Raw genomic sequence first — 25,017 nt, forward strand, 5'->3', positions numbered from 1 at the left:
CGTTACGGGATGCCCGAGGGCGGGTCTTGCGCTGCGTCAGCGTGCGTGCTGACATTGCGTGCCCGGTGGCGTGCTCAGTAGCGCGCTTAACTTGCGTGCGCGTCGAGACGCCGGCGGCCAGCCGCCGGCGGGAGCGTTACCAGACGTTGGCCACCGTGCGGGCGGGCGGCGCGGTGTCGTCGGGCGGCAGGGCTTCGGTGCGGTCGCGGCCGCCTGATTTCGCCGCGTAAAGCGCGGTGTCGGCGCGGCTCATGATCCGTTCGGGCAGGTCGTCGGCGGAGAGTTCGGTGATGCCGATGCTCACGCTCAAGCCCACGGAAGCGGGCAGCTTCGGCGAAGGCATCGCTTTCAGACGCAGCCGCAGCCGCTCGACGACTTCGCGGCCGCCGGCCAGGTCCGTGGCCGGCAGCAGCAGCCCGAATTCTTCGCCGCCGAGCCGGCCGATCGCATCGGCGCCGCGCAACTCGGCGCGGCAGGTGTCGACGAAATGTTCGAGCGCGCGGTCGCCCGCGGCGTGGCCGAAGCGGTCGTTGATCTGCTTGAAGTGGTCGAGGTCGGCGATCGCCATGCACAACGGTTCGTTGCTCACACGCGCGCGTTCGATCTCATGGCGCAGCAGATCGAGGAAGTAGCGCCGCGACAGCGCACCGGTCAGCGCGTCGTGACGGGCTTCGGCGGATAGCAGCGTATTGGCGGATTGCAGTTGCTCGGCAAGATCGCGAGTGGCGCGATGGTGGCGCCGCTCGCGCACATACGACACGGTGATCACCCAGGCCAGCGCGACCGTGCCGGCCAGCGTCAGGAACACCAGCAGATGATCGCGCTTGTGATTGCGCAGCAGTTCCGGCCAGGCTGCGAGCGGATCGACCAGATGCGCCGACAGCCCTGAGTTCAGGCCCCCGCGCGCCTGATAGAGCGACGGCACGGGGCGCTCGGACATGCCGAACAGCTGTCCGGCCACAGCGGTGGGTACCCACGGCGCCTGTTCGCGCACTTGCGAGTCCACGCTGATCTGGATGTCGGGGAATGTCTCGCGCAGATAGATGACCTTGCGCTCGGCGGGGTTCATCTGCATGACGCGTGAGTTCGGCAGCGCGCGGCCTTCGAGCGTGCTGTCGTGCGCCATGATGATGACGCCGTTCTCGTCGGTCACGAAGGTGCCGGCATGCGCGACCCAGTGGCGCAGCCGCGCGATCCCGACCTTGGCGACGACCACGCCGACCAGCAGACCTTCCGAATACGCCGGCGCGGCGATGAAGATGCCCGGCTCGCCGCTCGTGCGGCCCACGCCATAGGCTTCGGAGAACGCGCCGAGCAGCGCGTTCGTCAGATAGCTGCGCACGCGCATGTCGGTGCCGACGAAGGAGCGCCTGGCCGCGAGCGGATTATTGGCGGAGTTGCTCGATGCGACACAGACGCCGTTCGCATTGACGAGCCAGATCTGGTCAAGCCCGGAGAAACCTTGCGCGTCGTGCAGGAAGTTGCTCACGGCGGCCATCTTCGTGTCTTTGAGCAATGCGGCGCGCAGGGCGGGTTCCGTCGCTTCGCTGTTCACGGCATAATTCTGGGATTGCACCAGGGCACGCTGGATCACGTCCATTTCGGCCATGGTCGCGGGGATGGCCCGAGACATTGCGAGATCGCTGGCGATCACCTCCGCCATGTTGTCGACGATCGACGTGGACATCTGGCGCTGCGCACGCAGGGCCGCGTTCAGCTCTTGCTGTACCATCCGGTCCGCAACCATGCCGGCCACGAACCAGCAAACCAGTACGACCAGCATGAAGCTGACCGGCCCGGTTGCCTGGCGCAAGGTTGTCCTGTTCATCGACTCTGTGATCCGTCTGGCTGTGACATGCAACTAGCTCATTCGTGGCAGCGCGCCGGCGCTGTGTCGTCCCTTTGCAAGCGCTCGGCAATATGCCGCCGCTGTGGCCCGGGATAAATCGACGGCAGGCGTCGTCTTCTGATTTTAACCGGCATGGGGCCTGACGCCATCGTTATTGCGGGAATGCAAAGCCCGTATAGCGCGCCCATCAGGATCTTAACGGCGGCCCGGCTGGTTTCTTGATGGCTGTACGGGTTTTCCGGGTTGCCCGGCGCGATTCCGGGTTGCGGCCGCGCTCGCTGAAGCCGTGGTCCGCGCGCGCCGATGAATGGCCGGCCGCTCGGCGGGTACGCGCGGCGCCCAACGGCGCTAGCCGGACGTTCCCTGTTATTTGTCGCTATTTGCCGCGAAAGGTTGTGCCTGAAACATAGGATGGTGTAGTGTCGTGCCGTCCAAAACAAGGAAAGCTCGCCAGCCTACGGGCGGCGCCTGCGGCGACAGGAGTCCGGCTTGACGGTTGCGGTCCTGGGCGGGCTCGTCCATGGACACATCCTTCACCGGTCCACGTGTCTCCAACGCTAACGATTTACCGCGCACACGCGTTTTGCCATGCCTGATTTCCGCTTTCCGGACCGATCTTCAGACCGCCGCGCCGCAGCCGCGGCCTCCTTTTCGACCAGCTGGCTCGACGGGGAGGGCATCTGATGGATTTCAGCTTCGACCTCAAGCGCACCGCGAATGCATCGGCATGGCGGGTGCTGCCCAACCGCTGGGACTTCGTTGCCTTTCCGCTGATCATCTGCCTGATCGCGATGGCGGCGATCGGCTTTCACGAGACCTTGGCGCCCATGTCGACGCTCAAGACTCAAGCCATCTCCCTCGATCCGGCGAATCTGCCCGAGTACGCCATGCGCACCACGCTGCGCATGCTGGCGGCCATGGTCGCCTCGCTGGTCTTCACGCTGGCGTACGGCACGCTGGCGGCCAAGAGCCGCCGCGCCGGCCTCGTGCTGGTGCCGATTCTGGACATCCTGCAGTCGGTGCCGGTGCTCGGCTACATTTCGTTTACGGTCACGTTCTTCCTCGCGCTGTTTCCCGGCCGCGTGCTCGGCGCCGAACTGGCGGCGATCTTCGCGATCTTCACGAGCCAGGCGTGGAACATGACGTTCAGCTTCTATCAGTCGCTGCGCACGGTGCCGCGCGATCTGGACGAAGTCTCGCGCGGCTTTCATCTGACTTCGTGGCAGCGCTTCTGGAAACTGGAAGTCCCGTTCTCGATGCCCGGCCTCATCTGGAACATGATGATGTCGATGTCCGGCGGCTGGTTCTTCGTGGTGGCTTCCGAAGCGATCACGGTCGGCAACCGGACGATCATCCTGCCGGGGATCGGCGCGTATCTGGCGCAGGCGATCTCGGACAAGAATCTGCACGCGATCGGCTGGGTGATTCTCGCCATGACGATCGTGATTCTCGCGTACGACCAGTTGCTGTTCCGGCCGCTCGTCGCGTGGGCCGACAAATTCCGCATGGAAAACACCAGTTCGGGCGACGCGCCGGAGTCATGGCTGCTCGATCTGATTCGCCGTACCCGGCTGATCCACCGGCTGCTGGTGCCGCTCGGCTGGATGTTCGCCAAGGCCGCGCGCGTGCCGTTGCGGCTGCCGGCCTTCCAGGGGCCGCGCTTCCAGATCCCGCAGATGCAGAAGAGTTCGCGCGTCGGCGATATCGCGTGGGCGGCGCTGGTGCTGGTCACGACCGTCTACGTGGTGTATCGCGTCGTCATGTATGTGCGCACCGGCGTCTCGCTGGACGAAGTCTGGCACGTCTTCGTGCTCGGGCTCATCACGCTCCTGCGGGTGGTGGTGCTGATCGCGCTGGCGTCGGTGGTGTGGGTGCCGGTCGGGGTGCTGATCGGCTTGCGCCCGGCGCTCGCCGAGAAGATCCAGCCGCTCGCGCAGTTTCTCGCCGCGTTCCCGGCCAATCTGCTGTTCCCGGTGTTCGTGATCGCGATCGTGCGCTTCCATCTGAACCCGGACATCTGGCTGTCGCCGCTGATCGTGCTCGGCACTCAGTGGTATATCCTGTTCAACGTGATTGCCGGCGCGACGTCGTATCCGAACGACTATCGCGAGGCGGCCAAGAACTTCCATATCCGCGGCTGGCAGTGGTGGCGTCAGGCAATTCTGCCGGGTATTTTCCCGTATTACGTGACGGGCGCGATCACCGCGTCGGGCGGCGCGTGGAATGCGAGCATCGTCGCGGAATTCGTGCAGTGGGGCGACACCAAAGTGGCCGCGCATGGGTTGGGCGCCTACATTGCCCAGTCCACCGCCGCGGGCGACTATCCGAAGATCATCGTGGGGATCGCCGTGATGTCCCTGTTCGTGACACTGTTCAACCGCCTGCTGTGGCGTCCGATGTACGCCTACGCCGAAGCCAAGCTCCGGCTTGATTAAGTGCCCCGGACCTGTCGCTTGGCGCCAGGCCCCCCGAGGGGGTAAGAAAACTTGGGGGGCGGCCCGGCGTTTTCTTGAGTAATAAAGGCAAAACGCGATGCAAAATCCTAAAGCTGCTATGACCGCCGCGCCGATCCAGACGCCGCCGAAGCCGCCGCGCCTCGGCGAAGAGATCCTGCGCGTCAAGGACGTGTGCCGCGGTTTCAACAAGTCGCAGGGCGAGCTGCTCGTTCTCGACGACGCGAACCTGTCGCTGCGTGAAGGCGAGATTGTGGGACTGCTGGGCCGTTCGGGCTCGGGCAAGTCGACGCTGTTGCGTATCATCGCCGGTCTGATCGAGCCGACCGACGGCGAAGTCACGTATATGGGCAAGCCGCTCGACGGCCCCGCCAAGGGCGTCGCGATGGTGTTCCAGACCTTCGCGCTGTTCCCGTGGCTGACCGTGCTGCAGAACGTGGAAGCAGGGCTCGAAGCGCAAGGCGTGGGCGCGAGCGAGCGGCGCACGCGCGCGCTTGCGGCGATCGACCTGATCGGTCTGGACGGTTTCGAGAACGCCTATCCGCGCGAACTGTCGGGCGGCATGCGTCAGCGCGTAGGCTTTGCGCGCGCGCTGGTGGTCGACCCCACGCTGCTGCTGATGGACGAGCCGTTCTCCGCGCTCGACGTGCTGACCGCCGAAACGCTGCGTACCGACCTGCTCGACCTGTGGACGCAAGGCCGCATGCCGATCAAGGCGGTGCTGATCGTCACGCATAACATCGAGGAAGCGGTGTTCATGTGCGACCGGATTCTGGTGCTGTCGTCGAATCCGGGGCGCGTGATCGCCGAGATCAAGGTGCCGTTCAAGCATCCGCGTAATCGCCTGGATCCGGCGTTCCGCCGGCTGGTGGACGAGATCTACGCGAAGATGACCGCGCGCCAGACCGACGAAAAGACCAAGAAGGGGCTCGAGCTGCACAGCTGGCTGCCGCATGTGTCGACCAACCTGATGGCCGGTCTGATCGAAACGCTCGCAGCAGCGCCGTACCACGGCCGCGCCGACATGCCGGAAATCGCCCGTTCGCTGCATCTGGAGGTGGACGATCTGTTCCCGGTGGCCGAAGTGCTGCAGCATCTCGGTTTCGCCGACGTGCGCGAAGGCGATATTTTCCTGACGCCGCCGGCGCGCGTGTTCGCCGAGTTCGGCACGCAGGAACGCAAGATGATGTTCGCCGAGCATCTGCTGCGGCACGTGCCGCTCGCCGCGCGAATCAAGAAGGTGCTCAACGAACGGCCGGGGCATCGCGCGCCGCGCGTGCGCTTCGAGCAGGAGCTGGAGGATTTTCTGTCGGACAGCGCTGCGGAAGAGACGCTCGACGCGGTCATCAACTGGGGCCGTTATGGCGAGATCTTCTCGTACAACGACCAGACCGAAATCTTCAGTCTGGAAGACGTGGAGTCTTGAGCGCGCTTAAGTAACGATCAAGGCGCTCGACGCTGACGCGAAGCAAGAACGGCAGGGGAGACCCTGCCGTTTTTTATCGCCGCGCGCTTATTGCAGATTGCCCCAGCGTGTAACGGCCGGCTCAGCGGAGGCCCACTTCCAGCCCTTGTCCTGCTGGCACGCACTTGCCGTGTACCAGTCCTCATGCGCGTTCGGACCGTCGCCGTCCTGCACCGAGAACACGAATTCCTTGCAGAGCGCGAGCGCCGAACCGAACGCGCGCGTCACGCGCACCTGGCCGTGGCCGTTTTCGATCGGCAGCGTGTGCTTGACCGCCCACGGGCGGGTCTCGCCGACCGGCATGGCGCCCGCCAACGCGGCGATCATGTTCTGCTGATCGGTGTGCATGGTGCGCATATAGTGGCCGATGGCCTCGTCTGTCGCAGCCTGTACGGCAATGCCGACACCGATGCCGATTGCCGGATTGGATGTCACCAGACCCGACGCGACACCGGCCGCCGCGCCGCTTGCCGCGCCGACCGACGAGCAGCCGCTCGTCAGGACGCTCGCCCCGACGCACAGCACGCCGGCCAGTACGAGCCGCAGCCGGTTGCCGGACCATGCGGCGTGGCGACGGCGGCGCGCCGCTTGTCCGGCCGTACGCGAACGCGCCGTCATTGCAACGCGCCCCAGCGTTCGGTGGCGGGTTCGGCCGACGCCCATTTCCAGTTGTCGCCGTCACGGCAGATCGAAGCGACGTAAAACGCGCTGCTGGCCGGCACATTCTTGGTGGCAGACTGATCGACGGAGAAGACGATTTCCTTGCAGTCGAGCGCGCCCGCGCTGATTGTGCGGCTGACGGTGACGCGGCCGTGTTCGTCGTCTTCGATCGGCACGGAATGGGTCACGCTCCAAGGCGCCACCGCGCCGACGTCGAGCGGCCCGGCAATTTTGGCGATGCCGTCCTGCGTATTCGTGTGGACCACGCGCTCCGAGTACTGCACGCCGGCCCGCGCGGCGGCCACCGCGCCGAGGCCGATGCCGGTGGCGACGGCCGCGTTGCTCGTGACTTTCGCCGCGAGCGCGGCGCCCGCGATACCGGCGCCTGCGGTGGCGCCTTCCGAATAGAGTGAGCTACAACCGCTCAACGCCGACGAAATGGCCGCGACCAGAACAACAAGCGCCGTTGCCTTGGGATGTCCACGCCCGGCTGTTCGTTTTGTCCATTCGGCCCACATCACACTTTTTTGCATTTCCCTGTCTCTGCTCCTGCAAATGCCTTTCGTTCGCGCTCGAGAGCCACTCTGAACGAGCGACACGCGTTCCCCACCCAGCAATGCGTGTGCCGCATTTTGCAGGATGCTATTTGTAATTGGCAGAGGGAAAATGCAAGCAATTGCAAAAGATGATGCGGGATAAACTGGTTTCTGGTGAGTGCTCGCCGATTTTGATTGGTGGTACGAAGGGATTTGATTCGAGATTCGGAGCGTGTAGCAGAGGTTTCGTAACCGGCGGCCGGGCGCACGATGCAAGTATTCACGCGGAGTAACGCGCGCGGAGTAACTCACGCGACTGCGTCACGTGAGCACTGCGGCATGAACTTATTGCTCAGCCTCTTCTTCCGCGCCTTCGTCGCCGTATGTGCTCAAGCGGTTGTATAGCGTCTTGAGGCTCACGCCGAGCGCTTTGGCCGCGCGCCGTTTGTCGCCGCCGCAATATTTGAGGGTGCCGAGAATGATCTGTTTTTGCGCGTCGGCGAGCGGCGTGCCGATCCATACGCTCATCGCATCGCCCTGCGTCATGGGCTTTTTCACGCGCGACGCAAGATGCGGATGCGGCAGCTCCACCGTCTTCTCCGCGAGAATGAACGCGCGATAGACCGCGTTCTTCAATTCACGCACGTTACCCGGCCACGACCAGGTGCGCAGCGTTTCGATCGATCTTTTGCTGAAGCTCTTGCTCGTGCCTTCCTGCTGATTGAGCAGCGCGAGGAAGTGCTGCGCGAGCAGTTCGCGGTCGTTCTCGCGCTCGCGCAGCGGCGGCGCGCGCAGCGGGAAAACCGCGAGCCGGTACATGAGGTCTTCACGCAAGCCGTTTTCCTTGACCGCCACCGCCGGGTCGCGATTGGTCGCGGCGATCACGCGCACGTTGCCGCTGATCAGGTCGGTGCCGCCCACCCGGTAGAACGTGCCGGTTTCGAGCGCGCGCAGAAGTTTGACCTGGCGCACCGGCGCCATTTCGGTAATTTCATCGAGGAACAGCGTGCCGCCGTTCGCGTGTTCGAAGTAGCCGACTCGGCCTTGGACCGCGCCCGTGAAACTGCCTTTCTCGTGGCCGAACAATTCGGCTTCGATGAGTTCGTCGGGAATCGCGCCGCAGTTCACGGCAACGAACGGTGCGTCCTTACGGCTGCTTTTATCGTGAATCGTGCGGGCGATCAGTTCCTTGCCCGTGCCGGATTCGCCGATGATCAGCGCGGTCGCGTCGGTGCTGGCGACGCGTTCGATCTGCTCGTACAGATCGAGCATCACCGGCGACGAGCCGTACAGCAGGCCGTACGATTTCAGTCCCGCGATGCCGTCCGCGACGCGCTGCTTCGCCTGTGCCGAAGCATTGCCTCCGGCGGAGACGGTGGGCGAGTCCAGGTCGATTGACGCCATAAACGGGGATCCTGTGCAAATGAGTTCGGTGTTGCGGCGCGCAGGCCTGGGAACGAGATAAACCAGTCAAGCCGCTATCTCTCAAAGATCGATTTAACCACTTTGACACCGTTTTCGGCAAACGATGTCGCGTCGACGGGATACATTCTTATACGCTCGGTCGAAAGTGCGTGGCGCCACACTTGTCATGCATTCTGAGGGCGAAGTTACCGGGCACGACGTTTGCTGAACTGATCCGACACGCGTTTGCTTTTCTGAGCGATTGCACTTCATGTTCTCGCGATGGCGGCACTCGACGCTCGCCAATTCGCAGGACGCGCAGATTCGCCGCAAAGCACACACGCGAACGCCGAACTCAGACTAGGAGTGAATGATGACTGACAGTACACAACAACTTGCACTCGGCGGCCAGAAGATTGTCGAAGACCTGCGGGTGCTGCTGAAGGACTCGGAAGAAATGCTGCGGCTTGCCGCCAATGTGCCGGGCGAGGGCGTCGGCGTGCTGCGCGACAAACTTGGCACGCACGTCGAAACCCTGCAATCGGCGCTTGGCGACGCGCAGCAGAATGCGCAGCGACGTTACCGCACGGCCACGGTCAATACCGAACGTTACGTGCGGCACAACCCGTGGCGCTCGATCGGCATTGCTGCGGGCGTCGGCTTCGTGCTCGGCGTGCTGACTACCCGCTGATGCGCATTCCGGTGTCAATCCGCTTGATGAAGACAAGGAGTTCACGATGGCACGACCCAAGATCGGCATTTTCGGCGCACTGATGGCGCTCGGCGGTTTTCTGGCCATTCGTTACGTGCAGCGCAGCCGCGCCGCTCAAGTCCCTGCGGCGCGAGAATTGAGCCGTTGGGAAAACGAGGGCGGCGCGGTGGCGGCTTCGGCTACACCGGCGGCTAATGTTACGCCGGCAGCGGAGGTGAGCCCGGACACCCCCGGCGGCAACGGTTCCGCCTATCCGAACGGCAATGGCGGCGCATGGCCGTTTCCGCGTAGTTAAGCGTTTGCCCGCACGGCGACGGGTGCGCGGCTCTAACGAGCGGCGCGCCGTGCACCGCGGCGCGCATTACTAATTTGTACCAATAAAGCCGTATAATGGACAAATAGACAACAATGGCGGTTTTCGCCCGGGGCTTTTGCCCCGTATTGTTGCAAAATTGGATCAAGTCACCGGCGAGTGTGTTGACTTGAAGTTGGTGGGCACTCACATTGGAGCACCCGCTAACGCCGGCGAAGCGCCGCGCCGCCGGCGCACTTTTCAGCATGCGCCTTAGCATGTTTTCCCATACCCACGCTTGCAGGCTTTCGAGACGCGATGCCACATGTACTGATTGTCGATGACGATGCCGGTACCCGCGAGGCGCTTTCCGCCATCATCGGGGAAGACGGCCTGACCACCGCCACCGCGGGCGATTTGCGCGAAGCGCGCATTCAACTGGTCCGGCAGATGCCGGACGTCGTTTTTACGGACCTGAAGCTGCCCGACGGCAGCGGGGTCGATCTGTTCGAAGATCTGGATCCGCGCTCCGGCGTGGAAGTGATCGTGATTACCGGCCACGCCACGGTCGAGTCGGCGGTCAACGCGCTGAAGATGGGCGCCACCGACTATCTGGTCAAGCCGATCAACATGCAGCGCGTGAAGGCGATCCTCTCGCGCCTGCCGCGCGCGGGCGACCTGAAGGCGGAAATCGGCACGCTGCGCGGCGAGTTACGCCGCATGGGACGCTTCGGTCTGATGCTCGGTAATTCGCCGGCCATGCAGGAGGTCTACGACCAGATAGGCCGTGTCGCGCCGACGGCGGCCTCGGTCATGTTGGTGGGCGAGTCGGGCACCGGCAAGGAAGTCGCCGCGCAAACCCTGCACCAGTTGAGCTTGCGCCGTAAGCACGCGTTTCTCGCGGTGAACTGCGGCGCGATCTCGCCGAATCTGATCGAATCGGAAATGTTCGGCCACGAGCGCGGCTCGTTCACCGGCGCGGACCGCCAGCACAAAGGCTATTTCGAGCGCGCGAACGGCGGCACGCTGTTCCTCGACGAAATCACCGAGATGCCGATCGAGTTGCAGGTCAAGCTGTTGCGTGTGCTCGAAACCGGCATGTTCATGCGGGTCGGCACGACCAAGGAGATCGAAACGGACGTGCGCCTGATTGCGGCCACCAACCGCGATCCCGAGCAGGCCGTGCTGGAAGGCAAGCTGCGGCTCGACCTGTACCATCGGTTGAATGTGTTTCCGATCAGCCTGCCGCCGTTGCGCGACCGGGGCAAAGACGTGGAACTGCTGGCCCAGGCTTTCCTCGACGAACTCAACGAACGCCACAGCACCAAAAAGCATTTCCCCCCGGCCGTGAAGGACATGCTGATGTCGTATCCGTGGCCGGGCAATGTGCGCGAACTGAAGAATTACGTGCAACGTGCCCACATCATGTCGGGCTCGGATTCGGACAGCACGGCGACCGTGCCGCTGCAGATCACGCTGTCCAAGCCCGCGGCCGGCACGGCGATCACGATTCCGTTCGGCACCTCCCTTGCGGAAGCGGACCGTCAGTTGATTCTGGCCACGCTCGAACAGTGCGGCGGCGTGAAGACGCGGGCCGCCGAGATTCTCGGCATCAGCCTCAAGACGCTGTACAACCGCCTGGTCGAATATGGCAACGACGCACGTGAAGACGGTGACGCCGCCGACGAATCGCGCGCGCTGGGCGGCGCGGACGCTTGACGGCTTCGCACGCCATTCGCGCGACGTGCACCGCTGGCACACTGCTAACGCCACCCCATCCGGGAGCGGCCCGTAACGGCACAGGCCTTGCTGCGATCCAGTGAAACGCAAACGAGGATAACCAACATGCCGGAATACGCCGCCGCTCCCGCGCTTCCCCTGTCGAAGCACGCTCATCGTCCCGAGCCGATCGAACCGCCCTCTGCGCCTCCGGTCGCGCCGCCGAGCCCCGGCGAACCCGACACGGTTCCTGTTCCGAGTCCCGATCCGGGGCCGCAACCGATCGAACCCATCGAACCGGTCGCGCCGCCGATCGGCGATCCGCCGCCGCAGCCCACGCAAACGCCACAAGCCAGTCAGCGTCAGCCGTTACAGCAGCGACGCATGCAACTCTGACGCGTTCCGTGCGCTACACCACAGTCCGGCGCAGAGAATTTATGTACTTGTTACAAAGCCGGCGCATCTTTTACCGGCAATTTACCTTGGCGACCCCTAGACTGTACTGATGCCGCAAAACCTCGCGGCGGGCTTCCCCTGGAGGCATGGATCATGAGACATCCCGCATTGCGACGTTCAGCGCGCCACTCGAAGCGCGACTCCCGGCCGGGCGGCAGCAAAGACGGCCCGCCGGCGTCGCCCGATCCGGCCGGGCAGAACCGCGTCGCACCCGATGCGCCGCCGGACGGCGAGCACAACCAGGGCGGCGTGCGCCCGGAAGGGCTCGAATACCAGCGCGACCTCGGCTCGGAACAGGACGCGTAAAGCCGATCAGGGGCCGGTAAATAGGCCTTCCGGTTTCGTCGGATAAAGCAGAAAAAATTTCTTCGTGGCGAAACGGTGCTGCGCGTTTCTGCTTGTCTGTCACATCTGCATACATTTTTATTTCCAATATCTCTAAAAACGGCACGCGACTTGCATGCACCTTTTTGGCACATATCCGTATGCAACGAAACAACTGAACTAGGTGGAGCACCAATGAGCAGACTGATCGTGGTATCGAATCGTGTCGCGCCGACTCAGGAAGGCCGTCCCGCAGCGGGGGGGCTGGCGATCGGCGTGCTGGACGCGCTGAAGGAAACCGGCGGGGTCTGGTTCGGCTGGAGCGGCGAGACGGTGAGCGAGCCGAGCGCTCCGGTGATCGAGAAACAGGGCAACGTGACGTACGCGACGGTGGGTCTCACCAAGCGCGATTACGACCAGTACTACCGTGGGTTTTCCAATGCGACGCTGTGGCCGACGTTCCACTATCGCAACGACCTCTCGCGCTACGACCGGCAGGAATACGCGGGCTATCAGCGCGTGAACGCCACGCTCGCCAGGCAACTCAAGGAATTGCTGAGGCCCGACGACATCATCTGGGTTCACGACTATCACCTGCTGCCGTTCGCGCGCTGCCTGCGCGAGCTGGGCGTGAAGAATCCCATCGGCTTCTTCCTGCATATTCCGTTTCCGGTGCCGGAAGTGCTGCGCACCATTCCGCCACACGAAGAACTGGTCAAGGCCATGTGCAGCTACGACGTGATCGGCTTCCAGACCGACGCCGATCGCCAGTCGTTCGTCGATTTCATCGAGCGCGGCCAGCACGGCACGTCGAGCGAAGACGGCATGGTGCATGCGTATAACCGCTTCCTGAAAGTGGGCGCGTATCCGATCGGAATCTATCCGGACGCGATTGCCAAGGCCGCCGAGCAGTTCACCGACCGCAAGCCGGTGCGCAGTCTGCGCGACGGCATGCGCGGACGCAAGCTGATCATGAGCGTGGACCGTCTCGACTATTCGAAGGGGCTGGTGGAGCGCTTTCAGGCGTTCGAGCGGCTGTTGCTGAATGCGCCGGGGTGGCACGGACGCGTCTCGCTGGTGCAGATCGCGCCGCCGACGCGCGCGGACGTGCAGACTTACCAGCGGATTCGTCAGACGCTGGAGGGCGAGGCGGGGCGCATCAACGGCCGGTTCGCGCAACTCGACTGGACGCCGATCCAGTATCTGAACCGCAAATACGAGCGCAATCTGCTGATGGCGCTGTTCCGCCAATCGCAGGTCGGTTATGTGACGCCGCTGCGCGACGGCATGAATCTGGTCGCGAAGGAGTATGTCGCCTCTCAGGATCCGGCCGATCCGGGCGTGCTGGTGCTGTCGCAATTCGCCGGCGCCGCCGAGCAGTTGCCGGGCGCGCTGGTCGTCAATCCGTTCGATCTGTCGCAGATGGCCGAAGCGCTCGAACGCGCTCTGTCGATGCCGCTCGCCGAACGTCAGGCGCGGCATGCCGACATGATGGCGCCGATGCGCGAGAACAATCTGTCGGTCTGGCGCGACACCTTCCTTGCCGATCTGCGCAACGTCGCCACGGCCTCTTCGGTGACCGCCAAAGCGGTAAAGCTCGCTGACGTGACCGCATCGTCGTAGCGGGAGCAGCGGCCGCGCGGCTTGCAAGTGTCGCCGCGTGTGCCGGTCACGTCATCAGGGGCAGCGTAGGTGGGGCAGAGGAACAGAAGGGCGCGAATCGCATGATGCGAGACGTGCCCTTTTTGCATGGGCGCAACTGAAAACTTGGAGCAAGCGCTCAGGCCGGCTGCGCGTTGACCCGCTGCATGACGCGCATCGTGCTGATCACCGCAGCAACCGCCGAAAAGCATGCGGCCACATACAGCGCGATCGTCGGTCCGTGTTGCGGCGCAACGCCGAAGATCAGCGCGACCAGCGCCGCGCCGAGCGTCTGCCCGGTCAGGCGCGCGGTGCCCAGCATGCCGCTCGCGCCGCCGCTGCGCTCGCGCGGCGCCGCGGCCAGCATGGTGCGATTGTTGGGCGACTGGAAGATGCCGAAGCCCGCGCCGCACAAGGCCATGCGCCACGTGATCTGCATGGCGTCCGGATGCGCGCCGAGTGTGGCGAGCAGGATCAGCCCGGCCGCCATCGCGGCTAGTCCGATGCCGCCCAGCCATCCCGAGGACACCTTGTCCGAGAGTACGCCCGCAATCGGCGCCGCGATAATGATCACTGCCGGCCAGGGCGTCATGAGCAAGCCGGTATCCACTTGCGAGAACCCCAAGGTTTCCTGCAACAGAAAGGGCAGCGACACGAAAGCGAGCATCTGCGCGCAGAACGAACAGATCGACGTGCCGATGGAAAGCGCGAAGACAGGAATCTTGAGCAGATCCACCGGCAGCAAAGGCGCGGGTTGCGTCAACTGACGGCGCACGAAGAAATAGCCGATCACCACCGCGGCGACCACCTCGATCGCGACGTAGCCGAAGCGCTCGCCGTGGCCGAGGCCGTCCACGGCAAAAATCAGCAGGCCGAATACGAACGCGTTCATCACGGCGCTCAGGTAGTCGTACGGCGATTCGTGGCCGCGGTTCATCGGCAGCGCCTTGAAGCCGCCGACGATGGCCGCGATGCCGATCGGCACATTGATCGCGAACAGCCACGGCCACGAGGCGATGGACAGCACGCCGGACGCGACGGTCGGCCCGACTGCCGACGACACCGCCACTACCATCGCGTTGACGGCGATGCCGCGCCCGAGTTGTGCGCGTGGATAGATCATGCGCACCAGCGCCGTGTTCACGCTCATGATGCCCGCCGCACCGAAGCCTTGAATCACGCGAGCGAGTGCGAGAGTAGACAGCGAAGTCGACAACGCGCAACCGAACGACGCGGCCGTGAAGAGGATCAGGCCGGATAGATAGATGCGCCGGTAGCCGATGCGGTCGCCGAGCGAGGCGAGCGGCAGCAGCGAGATGGTGATCGCAAGCTGATAGGCGTTGACGACCCAGATCGAACCGGCCGCGCTGGCGCGCAGGTTGCGCGCGATTGTCGGCAGCGCCACGTTGGCAATCGCGCTGTCGAGTACCGCGAGCGTGAGGGCGAGCGCGATGACCAGCATCGCCCAGTAGCGTTGTGGAACCGGCAGGCCCTGTTCGGCGTTGTCCGGAATCGAAGTGTCGGGGGCGAGTGTGTCGGCCGCTTCGGCGGGCACTGCGCCGTCCTTGCGCGATGGTTGTGCGTGCATCGATTGTTCGAGTTGTAGTAGGCGGCTCGCGGGTCACGCGACAAGTCGCATGCGCTGCCCGCCGTTGTCGGGAGAGCCGGCAGTCGCAACGCTGATGCCGGCGCCATCTGGCGCGCGCCGGCATCGCGGCTCGCGCGTTATTTGAGTTCGTACAGGCCGGTATGAGTAGTCGAGTCGAGTTCGTTCAGATGGGTCATGAAACGTGCCACCGCATTGGTGGTGTCCGCGTTGATCGGCAGATGCGGCACCCGCAGCGCATGCAGACGGAAGATGTAGCGGTGCGCCTTGTCGCCGCGCGGCGGTGCGGCACCACCGAAGCCGACCGTGCCGTAGTCGTTGCGCACCTGCAGCGCGCCGTGCGGCAGCAACGAGCCGTCCGCCTTGCCGGCGTTGCGCGGCAGTGAGCGGACGTCGGCCGGGATGTTCACCACGACCCAGTGCCAGAAGCCGCTGCCGGTGGGCGCGTCGGGATCGTGAACGGTGAGCGCGAAGCTTTGGGTGTCGGGCGGCGGCGCTTCCCACTGCAACGCGGGCGAGATGTTCTCGCCGTCCACGCCGAAGGCCTTGTCATGATATTCGTGGGCTTTCGGCATGAAGCCATTGGTGGGAAATTCGTCGGACCAGAGACGGAATTCTGCCATGATGTGCCTCCCTTCTTGAGTGGTTCCGGGATGGTCGGGGCGGGCAGTTGTGCGCTTGTGTTGCAGCGCAGGGCGCCACGCCGAAATACCCCCGGGTTAGCCAGTCGAGTGTATCACCAGCGGGCTTCGGACCGGCTCAAGCCGGAAGGGCTGTTTGCGGCTTTCAGCCGCGCTCCTCGAAGCTCGGCGCGTCGCCTTTCAGCCATTCGACGAGCCGTTGCAAGACACCTTCGATATCGCGGTTGGCACCACGCAAAGCGCATTCCCACACCACGGCGACGCGCCAGCCACTTGCGAGCAGCGCCGCGCGAACCTTCTCGTCGTTGCTGCGATTGCGGCCGATCTTGTCGCGCCAGAACTCCGGCCGCGTTTGCGGCCATTTGAAAAGACGGCAGTCGTGGCCATGCCAGAAACAGCCATGCACCAGCACGACAGCGCGATAGCGCGGCAAGACGATGTCCGGGCGTCCCGGCAGATCGCGCGCATCCAGACGAAAGCGAAAGCCTTGCCGGTGCAGCAGGCTGCGGATCAGGATCTCGGGCTTGGTATTGCGGCCGCGGATGCCGGACATCATCCGGCTGCGCGTCGCGCTATCGACGATATCGACCATTTCTAATGCTGGGCCAATGAGGCGACATGCCGGGCGCAAACACCGACCGAGCGCTCAGGCGTGCAGCGAGAGAGTCTGCTTCGAACCACGGCGCGTCTCCTTCGCGAGCAGGGTTTGCACGTGCGGCAGCATGATGCGCGCCACTTCGCGCATCACCGGCATCACGACGCTGTTGCCGAATTGCCGGTAGGCCTGCGTGTCGCTCACCGGGATTCTGAAGGTGTCGGGAAAGCCCATCAGCCGCGCGCATTCGCGCGGCGTGAGGCGGCGCGGACGCAGCGCCTCGCCCTGATAGACGAGGATCTCCGAGCCGTCCTTGTGATAGCGCGCCGATAACGTGCGCGTCACGCTGTCCGGATAAGCCATACCGAAGCCGAAACCGTTGCCCGCCGCGCGGTGTTTTTCCGCGTAGTTCTGCAAATAGGTCCAGAGGTTCGGCGTGAGCGTGTACTTGGGTTGCACGCGCCGGCTCGTGTGATCGAAGAAGCGGTCGTGGTCCCACGGCAGCACCGGTTCGCTGCCGTCCGTGCGATGCAGGATCGAACCGAGGCGCGGGCCGTTTTCCGGCAGATGCAGATCGTCCCAGGAGAAGGAGGTCTCGCCGCGAAAGCCGACGATAATGATCCGCTCGCGGTGCTGCGGCGTGAAATGCTGGCCGTCCACCACGCGGTAGTGCACTTCGTAGCCCAGTTCATCGCGCAAAGTTTGCAGGATCACGTCGAAGGTGCGGCCCTTGTCGTGTGACAGCAGATTCTTCACGTTCTCCAGCAGGAACGCGGCGGGACGTTTTGCCGCGATGATCCGGGCGACGTCGAAGAACAGCGTGCCCTGCGTCGTGCACTCGAAACCATGTGGCCGCCCGAGCGCATTTTTCTTGCTGACCCCAGCGATCGAAAACGGCTGGCATGGGAAGCCGCCGAGCAGCACGTCGTGGCCCGGCACCTCTTCAGCCGGAAACGACACGATGTCGCCGATCAGCGCGTGCTCGCCGTCGCCCGGGTAATTCTCGCGATACGTTTTGGTCGAAAAGTCGTTCCACTCGCTCGTAAAGACGCAGTCGCCGCCGTGCGCTTCGAAGCCCATGCGAATCCCGCCGATGCCGGCGAACAGATCGATAAAGCGGAATTGGGCACCGCCGCCCGCGCCGCCTCCGGCTTGCGCCCGGTTTTGCAGCAGATCGCGCAAAGCCGGCTCCAACATGGCAGGGCACGGCGTTTCGCCTTTTTCCCAGCGGCGCACCGTCTTGATGTCCTTGCCGACATGCGCGGCGATTTCGCGTTGAGTGAAGCGGGCGCGCGCTTGCTTGAGCAGTGCGAGCGGTGCGGCGAGGGTCACGAGTGTCCTTGCTGGGAATTTTTGCGGACATTATGACCTAAGGTCGTCCCAATTCCCCATTTTTTGCGCCGCTTGGGTGGAAAATTTCACGCCTCGGTCCGCCACGGACGCGGAAAGTCCGCGGCTAAATGCGGCTGTCACAATTGTGCGTGTAGGCTTGCCGCGTGACGCGAATTCCCCGCGTTGCGACGTGTTGAGGCCGCGGCATGATTCGCGGCCTTTTTTTTATTCGTGAGCAAAGAGCGGACGGCTAGCCTGAAAAGGGCCGGCGGTTCAGGCTCGCAGCGTTTCAGGCAGTGTGGCGGGCGCTAGCCGGATAAGGTGGCGGGAACAAGGCGGCGGAGGCCGGGGCCAGTGCGTCCCATGCCAATTGGGGCTCGGCCTGATACTGATCGAGCTGGAGCAGAAGGCTGTCGACCGCGCACAGTTGCGCGTGGGACAGATTGCCGGCGTCGAGCAACTGGTACAGACGTTTGCGCCAGTAGGCGGCCGGCAGGATTGGGCCGCCCAGATCGCCGTGTAAAGACGGCCTCATCACACGCGCGATATGCGCGATGTCCCGATCGATCAGTACAGCTTGGGACGACCCCAAAAGCGTAACGAGTGGACGGTCCATGGCTCCTCCTTGGCACCTTTACGGCAGGCTGCGGCGGGACTTTAGGACTTTTCTGGAATATTTTTTCGCGGCGCTCGCCAGGCAAACGGGCCGCCTGCGGCTTCGGGCACACCCGTTGCTGAATGTGGATACTGGCGTAATGTCGCGCCGGCATTCCAAATAGTGGAGCCGAACATGAACAAGGACCAGGTGAAGGGTGTGACCGAGCAGGTCAAGGGCAAGGTCAATGAAGCGGTCGGCAAGGTCACCGACAACCCGGGCAAGGAACTGAAGGGCGACCTGCAACAAGGCGCGGGCAAGGTGCAAAAGGCCTATGGCGACGCTAAGGAAGACGCCAAGGACAATGCAAAGCGCAACGCGCCGTAACCGGGCTCCGATGCAATTGACGGACAAGGCGCTTCGGCGCCTTTTCCGTTCTTTAGCGCTGCTTTTTTCCTTGGGGAGTGGGTTTTCCGGCAGATGGCGGCCTTCGCCTGGGAGTAACCCGGAGTCGGCGTCCAGAGCATTTCGCGCGCGGCTCGGCGCCTTTAGACTTGCCGCATCCAACACGGAGACGGCGCCCATGACACCCGAAAAAATTCTTTCGATGTTCGAAAGGCAGTATCTAGAGGGCAAAACGCCCGTCGACCTGGAACAGACCTGCGGGAGCTTCGCCAGTTGGCTGGCCGCGGCGTGGGAGTTGCTCGACGGCGAACAGAAGACGCTGCTTCTGACGGTTGGCGCGTCGTTGTGGCGGGAAGGTTATAACTTGCGCGCCGGCGCGGCGACCAAGGATTTGTGGTGAGTCACGGCTAGCGGGCGGTTTGTGTTCGCAGTCCCGGAGCTCGATTACGCGGACGGTCAGGCGCGCCGTTGCCGCTCATCGGGACTCGTCCCTGCGCGTTGTGCCGAGCCGGTTTATATTTGGCGCTCCCGCGTCGGCATTTCCGCTACCGTCCGGCTGCCCCAGCCGATTACGAGGCCCGATTTTCATTTCAACCCACAACACTCGCACAAGGGTTACACCGTCACATGACCGATCTATCCGCTTTTCCGATCACGAAGAAATGGCCTGCCGGGCATCCTGACCGGATTCAGCTCTACTCGCTGCCCACGCCCAATGGCGTGAAGGTGTCGATCATGCTCGAAGAGACGGGTTTGCCGTACGAGCCGCATCTCGTGCGCTTCGATACGAACGATCAGATGACGCCGGAGTTTCTGTCGCTCAATCCGAACAACAAGATTCCGGCGATCATCGATCCGAATGGGCCCGATGGCAAACCGCTGTCGTTATTCGAGTCCGGCGCGATCCTGATTTATCTCGCGGAGAAGAGCGGCCGGTTCATTCCGCAGAATGCCGCCGGACGCTATGAAGCGATCCAATGGGTGATGTTCCAGATGGGCGGTATCGGGCCGATGTTCGGCCAGGTGGGTTTCTTCCACAAGTTCGCCGGCAAGGAATACGAAGACAAGCGTCCGCGCGATCGTTACATCGCCGAATCGATAAGACTGCTCGGCGTGCTGGATCGCCAACTCGAAGGACGCGAGTGGATTCTCGGCGATACCTACTCGATCGCCGATATCGCTACCTTCCCGTGGGTGCGTAATCTGATCGGGTTTTATGAGGCGGGCGACCTCGTCGGCATTCAGGATTTTCCGAATGTCACGCGCGCGCTGGCTGCGTTTGTCGCGCGCCCGGCCGTGGCAAAAGGATTGGAGATTCCGAAGCGTCCGTCGTAACGGGTTCACGCGGGCGGCCGAAAAATTTATCTCCGGCCGTGCCGCGACAAGGTCACACCAGTGGGTACGGCATCTCGTGCGGCGCGGGCCGCACATTCGTTACGAGGCCAAAATCCCACAATCGCCGTAATGACGGTCATATTCGTTATACCAATAGTCATTGATTGTTTTTATCCGCCGGCTCGGCAAGGCATGGTAAGTTGCGCAATTGGAAACCCCTTTGCCGAGAGGTGGTTCATGAATCTGGTTACGACGCTTCGCCGCGGGCACCTTCTGAAACACATCGATCTCTCCGGCGTCGGCCTGGAAATCGGGCCGTATGATCAGCCGACCGTCTTCAAATCGGAAGCAGACGTGCGGTATCTGGACTGGAAAAACAAAGAGCAGCTGGTTCAGGAGTGCACGCACCCGGATATGGTCGTCGACATACCCGAAATCGATTATGTGGTTCATTCGAACCGGTACGGCGATTATATCGGCGATAAGTTCGACTACATTATCGCGAATCATGTGATGGAACATGCGCCGAACATGATTCAATGGTTATCCGATCTGTGCGACATGATGCAGCCTGGCGCAATCCTCTTTCTTGCGCTGCCGGACAAGAAGTTCAGTTTCGACAAATATCGTCAGGATACGGCGCTGAGCCATTTTGTGGCCGAGTATCTGGCCGGCGTCGAGGAAATTCCACGCGAGCATCAAATCGAATGCGAGATCTATTACGACGAAGCATTCGTCAATATGCCGATGCATGTGTCGGACAAACTGGACATGAACCGTATCAAGGAGAAACTGAAGGCGCCTCCGCATGTCGGTATTCACAACCATGTTTTCGAAAGCGGTACGATCGTATCCAGGGTTTTGAAACCTATTCTCATGATGGGTTTCGTGGAATTCAATCTCGCCGATTTTGTGCCTGCGCGCGGAGAAACCGGCGGAGAGATGATTATCGTCCTTCGCAAAGAACCCCCTCGCGTGGAACTCGCGACCGAGGAGTTTTACGGCGCTTCAGTGGGCACCGCGGATGCTACGGGGCGGCTTGCCGAAGCCGAGAAAGCCCTCGCGGAATTGCGAGCGAGGCTTGCGGTGATGCAAGATGAGATTGCATCGAGGACTTCGACAATCAAGGCGCTCGAGTCGTCCACTTCCTGGCGAATCACCGCGCCGCTGCGTGCCGCGGTGACAAAATTACGCGAGCTTGGCTCGGGCGGGCGAAACATTTCGTATTGAAGGCCCGTGTCGAAGCTGTTACTCGACCTTCGACAGCAGACTTCGGAATAGGGGGCGCTGATTCGGCGTGCGGCAGTCACACAGTCGGATTGTCAATGCAAATCCCCGGGATTGCCGCCCATTGCCCGATAAAGATCGCGAACAAACTCTTCGCTGACGACGTCCCATTCCGGCGAGGCATAGAGAACGTCTTCGGGGTTCTTCTTGCCTTGTGCGCGGCGCAGGGTACGTACGGTCATTTCGAGGGCCATCGCCTCTTCATAGAGAGGGTGGCCGGGGCGGAGTCGGTCGTCGTTGTCCATGCCTGATTTTCGGCAGCCGCCGAACAAACTTTAGATGCAGACCTTGCAGCTCGCCTTCACAAGCTGCGTAAAACGTGTCCGACTCAGGCTCCACCGGCCGAATGCTTGAGGCCGACCTGCGTGCAAACATGGCTTTGTCGGCACGAAGAGGCTCCCACCGGTTTCTCGGAAGGAAGTTCGAATGCCGACGCGTGCCACGGTTTGATTCTGCGAAGACGGAGAGTCTTTCGGCGAGATTGCGCCGCGCAGACGAATTGCGGGAAGCCGATCAGGCAATCAACCGCTTGATTCTTCTGATTGCCTTCTTCCATCCCGTCAGTGCAGTGGGTACGGATTGAGGGCTGCGCCTGATCCAGAAAACCTCATTCTGCGGTTCGAGTCTGAACCTGGTTCGACTGTCCGCAGCGGTGTAATAGTGGAATACCAGCGATTTGCGAGTGCGACGGACATCATTGATCGGACCGCCGCCGTGAAGCAAATGTGCGTGCCAGATGAACACGTCGCCTTTCTTCGCGGCGAAGCTTTGTTTCGTAAGCCCGCGCTCTTTCAACTGCGCGTCCATGTACGCGTGCCACGCGCCCATCTCTTCAGGGACCGAGTGATAGGTTCCGTTGCTGAATTTCCACTGCGGGATCAACTGGCTGCCCGGGTAGTATTCGAGCGGGCCGGCGTCTTCATGCACGTCTTCCAGCGCGACCCACGACGCGAGTAGATGTCCGTGCGTCTGGGGCGTCATATAGATCGCGTCGACGTGGGGCGGCTGGGCGCTTCCTTTTTCGAAATACAGGCTGTTGCAAAGCGCTATCGGCGTGCCCATGCAATCGGAAAGGATTTTCGCGAGATCGGTGTCGATCGCGATATCCCGCACTGCCGGTGTGTTTAGATAAAGGTCGTTGACTTTCATGCGCGTCGTGCGGATCTGCTCAGGCGTGAGGCTGGAGAGCAGCTTACGTTCGTTTGTGTCGAGAACGTCTACGACGACATCGCGTGGGCGCGCCGCGATTTTTGCTTTAACTGCCGCTTGCACCGCGTCGATACGTTGTTCGGCAAAGAATTTCGGAAGAACCAGAAATCCGTCCCGTTCGAAGGTGGCTTTGTAGTTGGTCATATGTGGATATTATTTTGTGGTCGCGCGCAGTTTACCCGATCCGGGCCGCGTCTGTCCGGGTGTGCAGGCGTGTCGTGAACGCTATTGGTTAATCGCGCCTGGCGCCAGATAAGCCGCTCGTGGCTACGTCATATTCCGGCGATTCGGCGGATATTTTCGTCTGTACGTGAGTTGCTAATTTTGAATTGTGACGGGCGTGTGGCAATTGGCAATTGACCAGATCGCGGGTATAGCGACGGACCGTATGGCGCCAACGAATCCGCGACGCTCGCAAAAAGAGGCCGCATGAAGCGGCCTCAAAAAGATTTGTCACTTCGCGAGGCTGATATTGCCGGTGACGTTGATACGCTGCGACGAATGCAGGCTACGGCGCGTTAGCGCCCGTGACCACCGCCTCCGCCGCCGTGTCCACCTCCATGCCCACCGCCGCGGCCGCCTTCCCAGCGTCCGCGCCCATGGTCCCATCCTCCATGGTGGTAGTCGCCGTGGTGGTAACCGCCGCCGCCACCACCGGCCCAGACATTGATAGTGCCATAGCCGTACGCCGGACCATAGTCCGGCCCGTAGGCGTATCCGGGATCGGCGTACCCGTAGCCGGCGGGATAGGCGACGCAACCCGATAAAACGGCCGCCAGACCAATGACTGCAATGAGCTTGAGCATGGTGTACCCCCTTAAAAGATCAGAGTGGGGACATGCGTCGAAGTTCGAGGGCAATTGTGTCCGCGGATTACCGCCTGTGAAGGCGCAGGCACGGACACTGCTGATATGTCAAAATTTTTCGGGACATTACAGTGCCGGCTCAAAAAATCGATTCGCTTACGTCGTTGCGGTTTTTTGCTGCGGGCATGGTGGTTGTTTTCCACACCCGCCGCGAATTCGGCTATTTCGGCCTCGCTGAACACCTGGCGCTCACGCAAGCCGTGTCCCTCTTTTTCGTTCTGTCTGGCTATATCCTCGCCCACACCCACAGAACGATCACCTCAAGGTCGGATCTCTACATCTTTTATATCAAGCGGTTGGCTAGGATTTGGCCTCTTCACCTCGTCGGCGCCGCGGCGGCAGCGTGGCTGATCCATTACGAGGGTGGGTCGGTTGGCAGCTCTGCGGCAATCCTCAACGTGCTGCTGCTGCATGCATGGTCACCCGACATCGCCACGTACTTCTCTTTGAATGGAGTCTCATGGAGCTTGTCCGATGAGGCCTTTTTCTATGCGGTTTTCCCATTGCTGATCTGGCGGGTGAATGCCACGTGGGCGGTCAAGCTCGCGGGAACGATACTCGTCACGGCTGCAATGCTGGTCGCCTTCGAGAACATGGGCCGCCCGCTTATGCTGTGGTCCGCGTACATTTCGCCGATAACCAGACTGAGCGAATTCATGATGGGCATCGCTGCCTATCAACTACGGGGCACACTTCGGAATGCCATTGAAGGTGGTTGGCGCGCGAGCGCGTTCGAGATCGGCGCTGTGCTGATTGCCGTGTCAGCGATCTGGGCAGCCGATCTCAGGGTTGTCTCGGATCTACCCTTCCCTCTGAGCAAGCCCGTTGCAATCTGGCTTTCCAATTGTGGTGCGGGTGTTCTGTTTGCTCTGCTGATAGCCGTGTTCGCGCTGGAAGACGGCGGCCTGTCTCGCCTTCTTCAAGCGCGGCTTCTCATTTATCTTGGTGAGATCAGCTTTGCTTTGTACGTGGTGCATCAACTCGTCTTGCGGTTTGCGGAGGACCACGGGTATATGGCGCAGAGCTACCCGGTTGCGGCCAAGGCTGCCTTGTACTGGTTGGCGGCTATCGCGGTCGCGGCAGCGGCTCATCATCTGATAGAGATTCCCGTCCAGAGACTGGTCTTGTCGCGGCTCGCAATCCGGCGCGGCGTGGTGGTGTAGGCGGCTATCGTCTGATTGTGTTCGGCGTGCGCGGGGTATGGATTGACGATGCCGCGGCGATTACTTTTCGACGATTGGTTCAAGTTCCCATTGACCGCCGAAGCGATGGATGATCCTGGCTTCATATTCCTCTTTCGTGTCCGAAGGTTCGGCCATTTTCAACACGCGATCCTTATGCATCCGCAGCGCTCATGTCCCGATGTGGTTTAAGAACGGAAAGAGGTTTTTTCGGTGGGCTGACGTAAATGTTTGGAACTGCTTTGATCAGAATACTTTTGGGCGCAGGCAGCGTGATGAAATCGATAGCAATGATAGACGCGAGCGTGATCGCGAGAATCAGTTTGCTGCGATGCAAATCGAGGCCGAGCGGCAAGGCAGGCCTGGCGTGCGGTAGCTAAGCGGCACTTCTGGGGATATCCGTACCGATATCCCCAACTAGTCGGGCTTGTGTTGGGCGAACGGGGGCAACGAC

Annotated in this window: 25 protein-coding genes; 13 read left to right on the forward strand and 12 right to left on the reverse strand. The window is 62.3% G+C overall.

The window, feature by feature from the left end:
* Window positions 1–136: 136 nt before the first annotated feature.
* Entirely contained in the window at window positions 137–1,828 is a 1,692-nt protein-coding gene (locus PDMSB3_RS05280) for a sensor domain-containing diguanylate cyclase (protein WP_007175812.1), read from the reverse strand.
* 704 nt (window positions 1,829–2,532) lie between these two features.
* Here PDMSB3_RS05280 and PDMSB3_RS05285 point away from each other — a divergent pair.
* Together PDMSB3_RS05285 and PDMSB3_RS05290 are read left to right on the forward strand one after the other, a co-directional pair.
* Window positions 2,533–4,284, forward strand: coding sequence for an ABC transporter permease (locus tag PDMSB3_RS05285; protein WP_007175811.1), 1,752 nt, complete (start codon window positions 2,533–2,535; stop codon window positions 4,282–4,284).
* A gap of 97 nt (window positions 4,285–4,381) precedes the next feature.
* Window positions 4,382–5,728 (forward strand): ABC transporter ATP-binding protein, encoded by a 1,347-nt coding sequence (locus PDMSB3_RS05290; RefSeq protein ID WP_007175810.1) that lies wholly within the window; start codon window positions 4,382–4,384, stop codon window positions 5,726–5,728.
* Between the two features lie 87 nt (window positions 5,729–5,815).
* Here the strand turns inward: PDMSB3_RS05290 and PDMSB3_RS05295 are convergent, their stop codons facing one another.
* The 3 genes from PDMSB3_RS05295 to PDMSB3_RS05305 all read right to left on the reverse strand — a co-directional run bounded on the left by PDMSB3_RS05295 (window position 5,816) and on the right by PDMSB3_RS05305 (window position 8,367).
* Window positions 5,816–6,385, reverse strand: coding sequence for a hypothetical protein (locus PDMSB3_RS05295; RefSeq protein WP_007175809.1), 570 nt, complete (start codon window positions 6,383–6,385; stop codon window positions 5,816–5,818).
* Window positions 6,382–6,960 carry a hypothetical protein gene (locus PDMSB3_RS05300; RefSeq protein ID WP_165185333.1) on the reverse strand — a complete coding sequence of 193 codons (579 nt, stop codon included), beginning with the start codon at window positions 6,958–6,960 and terminating at the stop codon, window positions 6,382–6,384. The genes PDMSB3_RS05295 and PDMSB3_RS05300 overlap by 4 nt, the downstream gene beginning before the upstream one ends.
* Window positions 6,961–7,308: 348 nt before the next feature.
* Window positions 7,309–8,367, reverse strand: a complete 1,059-nt coding sequence (locus PDMSB3_RS05305) for a sigma-54 interaction domain-containing protein (protein WP_007175807.1) — start codon at window positions 8,365–8,367, stop codon at window positions 7,309–7,311.
* 373 nt (window positions 8,368–8,740) lie between these two features.
* Between PDMSB3_RS05305 and PDMSB3_RS05310 the strand changes: the two genes are divergently transcribed.
* From PDMSB3_RS05310 to otsA, 6 genes are all read left to right on the forward strand, one after another.
* A complete protein-coding gene (locus tag PDMSB3_RS05310; RefSeq protein ID WP_007175806.1) occupies window positions 8,741–9,058 on the forward strand; it encodes a DUF883 family protein in 318 nt (105 codons plus the stop codon).
* Between the two features lie 46 nt (window positions 9,059–9,104).
* Window positions 9,105–9,374, forward strand: a complete 270-nt coding sequence (locus PDMSB3_RS05315; RefSeq protein ID WP_007175805.1) for a hypothetical protein — start codon at window positions 9,105–9,107, stop codon at window positions 9,372–9,374.
* A 315-nt stretch (window positions 9,375–9,689) separates the two neighbouring features.
* Complete coding sequence (locus PDMSB3_RS05320; protein ID WP_007175804.1) at window positions 9,690–11,090, forward strand: sigma-54-dependent transcriptional regulator; 1,401 nt, start codon at window positions 9,690–9,692, stop codon at window positions 11,088–11,090.
* Window positions 11,091–11,216: 126 nt separating this feature from the next.
* On the forward strand, window positions 11,217–11,486 hold the full coding sequence (locus PDMSB3_RS05325) for a hypothetical protein (RefSeq protein ID WP_007175803.1): 270 nt from the start codon (window positions 11,217–11,219) through the stop codon (window positions 11,484–11,486).
* A 153-nt stretch (window positions 11,487–11,639) separates the two neighbouring features.
* Entirely contained in the window at window positions 11,640–11,852 is a 213-nt protein-coding gene (locus PDMSB3_RS05330) for a hypothetical protein (RefSeq protein WP_007175802.1), read from the forward strand.
* 213 nt (window positions 11,853–12,065) lie between these two features.
* Complete coding sequence (gene otsA, locus PDMSB3_RS05335; protein ID WP_007175801.1) at window positions 12,066–13,493, forward strand: alpha,alpha-trehalose-phosphate synthase (UDP-forming); 1,428 nt, start codon at window positions 12,066–12,068, stop codon at window positions 13,491–13,493.
* Between the two features lie 157 nt (window positions 13,494–13,650).
* On the opposite strand, the gene PDMSB3_RS05340 is transcribed toward otsA, so the two are convergent.
* From PDMSB3_RS05340 to PDMSB3_RS05360, 5 genes are all read right to left on the reverse strand, one after another.
* Entirely contained in the window at window positions 13,651–15,099 is a 1,449-nt protein-coding gene (locus PDMSB3_RS05340; protein ID WP_165185335.1) for an MFS transporter, read from the reverse strand.
* Between the two features lie 137 nt (window positions 15,100–15,236).
* Window positions 15,237–15,740 (reverse strand): YbhB/YbcL family Raf kinase inhibitor-like protein, encoded by a 504-nt coding sequence (locus PDMSB3_RS05345; protein ID WP_007175799.1) that lies wholly within the window; start codon window positions 15,738–15,740, stop codon window positions 15,237–15,239.
* 163 nt (window positions 15,741–15,903) lie between these two features.
* Complete coding sequence (locus tag PDMSB3_RS05350) at window positions 15,904–16,350, reverse strand: very short patch repair endonuclease (protein ID WP_007175798.1); 447 nt, start codon at window positions 16,348–16,350, stop codon at window positions 15,904–15,906.
* A 54-nt stretch (window positions 16,351–16,404) separates the two neighbouring features.
* The gene (gene dcm / locus PDMSB3_RS05355) at window positions 16,405–17,685 is read right to left on the reverse strand and encodes a DNA (cytosine-5-)-methyltransferase (protein WP_007175797.1); all 1,281 of its coding nucleotides are present in this window, start codon (window positions 17,683–17,685) and stop codon (window positions 16,405–16,407) included.
* Between the two features lie 289 nt (window positions 17,686–17,974).
* The gene (locus PDMSB3_RS05360; protein WP_007175796.1) at window positions 17,975–18,301 is read right to left on the reverse strand and encodes a hypothetical protein; all 327 of its coding nucleotides are present in this window, start codon (window positions 18,299–18,301) and stop codon (window positions 17,975–17,977) included.
* A 174-nt stretch (window positions 18,302–18,475) separates the two neighbouring features.
* Here PDMSB3_RS05360 and PDMSB3_RS05365 point away from each other — a divergent pair, with 174 nt between their 5' ends.
* The 4 genes from PDMSB3_RS05365 to PDMSB3_RS05380 all read left to right on the forward strand — a co-directional run bounded on the left by PDMSB3_RS05365 (window position 18,476) and on the right by PDMSB3_RS05380 (window position 21,250).
* Window positions 18,476–18,667 (forward strand): CsbD family protein, encoded by a 192-nt coding sequence (locus PDMSB3_RS05365; protein ID WP_007175795.1) that lies wholly within the window; start codon window positions 18,476–18,478, stop codon window positions 18,665–18,667.
* A gap of 196 nt (window positions 18,668–18,863) precedes the next feature.
* On the forward strand, window positions 18,864–19,085 hold the full coding sequence (locus PDMSB3_RS05370) for a hypothetical protein (RefSeq protein ID WP_007175794.1): 222 nt from the start codon (window positions 18,864–18,866) through the stop codon (window positions 19,083–19,085).
* A gap of 227 nt (window positions 19,086–19,312) precedes the next feature.
* Window positions 19,313–20,020, forward strand: a complete 708-nt coding sequence (locus tag PDMSB3_RS05375) for a glutathione S-transferase N-terminal domain-containing protein (RefSeq protein ID WP_007175793.1) — start codon at window positions 19,313–19,315, stop codon at window positions 20,018–20,020.
* Window positions 20,021–20,257: 237 nt separating this feature from the next.
* Complete coding sequence (locus PDMSB3_RS05380) at window positions 20,258–21,250, forward strand: methyltransferase domain-containing protein (RefSeq protein ID WP_007175792.1); 993 nt, start codon at window positions 20,258–20,260, stop codon at window positions 21,248–21,250.
* A gap of 92 nt (window positions 21,251–21,342) precedes the next feature.
* Here PDMSB3_RS05380 and PDMSB3_RS05385 read toward each other — a convergent pair whose 3' ends face one another.
* The 3 genes from PDMSB3_RS05385 to PDMSB3_RS38410 form a co-directional block, all read right to left on the reverse strand.
* Complete coding sequence (locus tag PDMSB3_RS05385) at window positions 21,343–21,552, reverse strand: hypothetical protein (RefSeq protein WP_011487374.1); 210 nt, start codon at window positions 21,550–21,552, stop codon at window positions 21,343–21,345.
* 268 nt (window positions 21,553–21,820) lie between these two features.
* Window positions 21,821–22,660: a phytanoyl-CoA dioxygenase family protein gene (locus PDMSB3_RS05390; RefSeq protein ID WP_165185338.1), complete on the reverse strand. Its 840-nt coding sequence runs from the start codon at window positions 22,658–22,660 to the stop codon at window positions 21,821–21,823.
* A gap of 364 nt (window positions 22,661–23,024) precedes the next feature.
* Window positions 23,025–23,195, reverse strand: a complete 171-nt coding sequence (locus tag PDMSB3_RS38410; RefSeq protein WP_157187664.1) for a hypothetical protein — start codon at window positions 23,193–23,195, stop codon at window positions 23,025–23,027.
* Between the two features lie 258 nt (window positions 23,196–23,453).
* Here PDMSB3_RS38410 and PDMSB3_RS05400 point away from each other — a divergent pair, with 258 nt between their 5' ends.
* Window positions 23,454–24,545, forward strand: coding sequence for an acyltransferase family protein (locus PDMSB3_RS05400; protein ID WP_007175788.1), 1,092 nt, complete (start codon window positions 23,454–23,456; stop codon window positions 24,543–24,545).
* The last annotated feature ends 472 nt before the right edge of the window (window positions 24,546–25,017 follow it).

The sequence above is a fragment of the Paraburkholderia dioscoreae genome (genome assembly GCF_902459535.1).
In the GTDB taxonomy this organism is placed as follows: Bacteria; Pseudomonadota; Gammaproteobacteria; order Burkholderiales; family Burkholderiaceae; genus Paraburkholderia; species Paraburkholderia dioscoreae.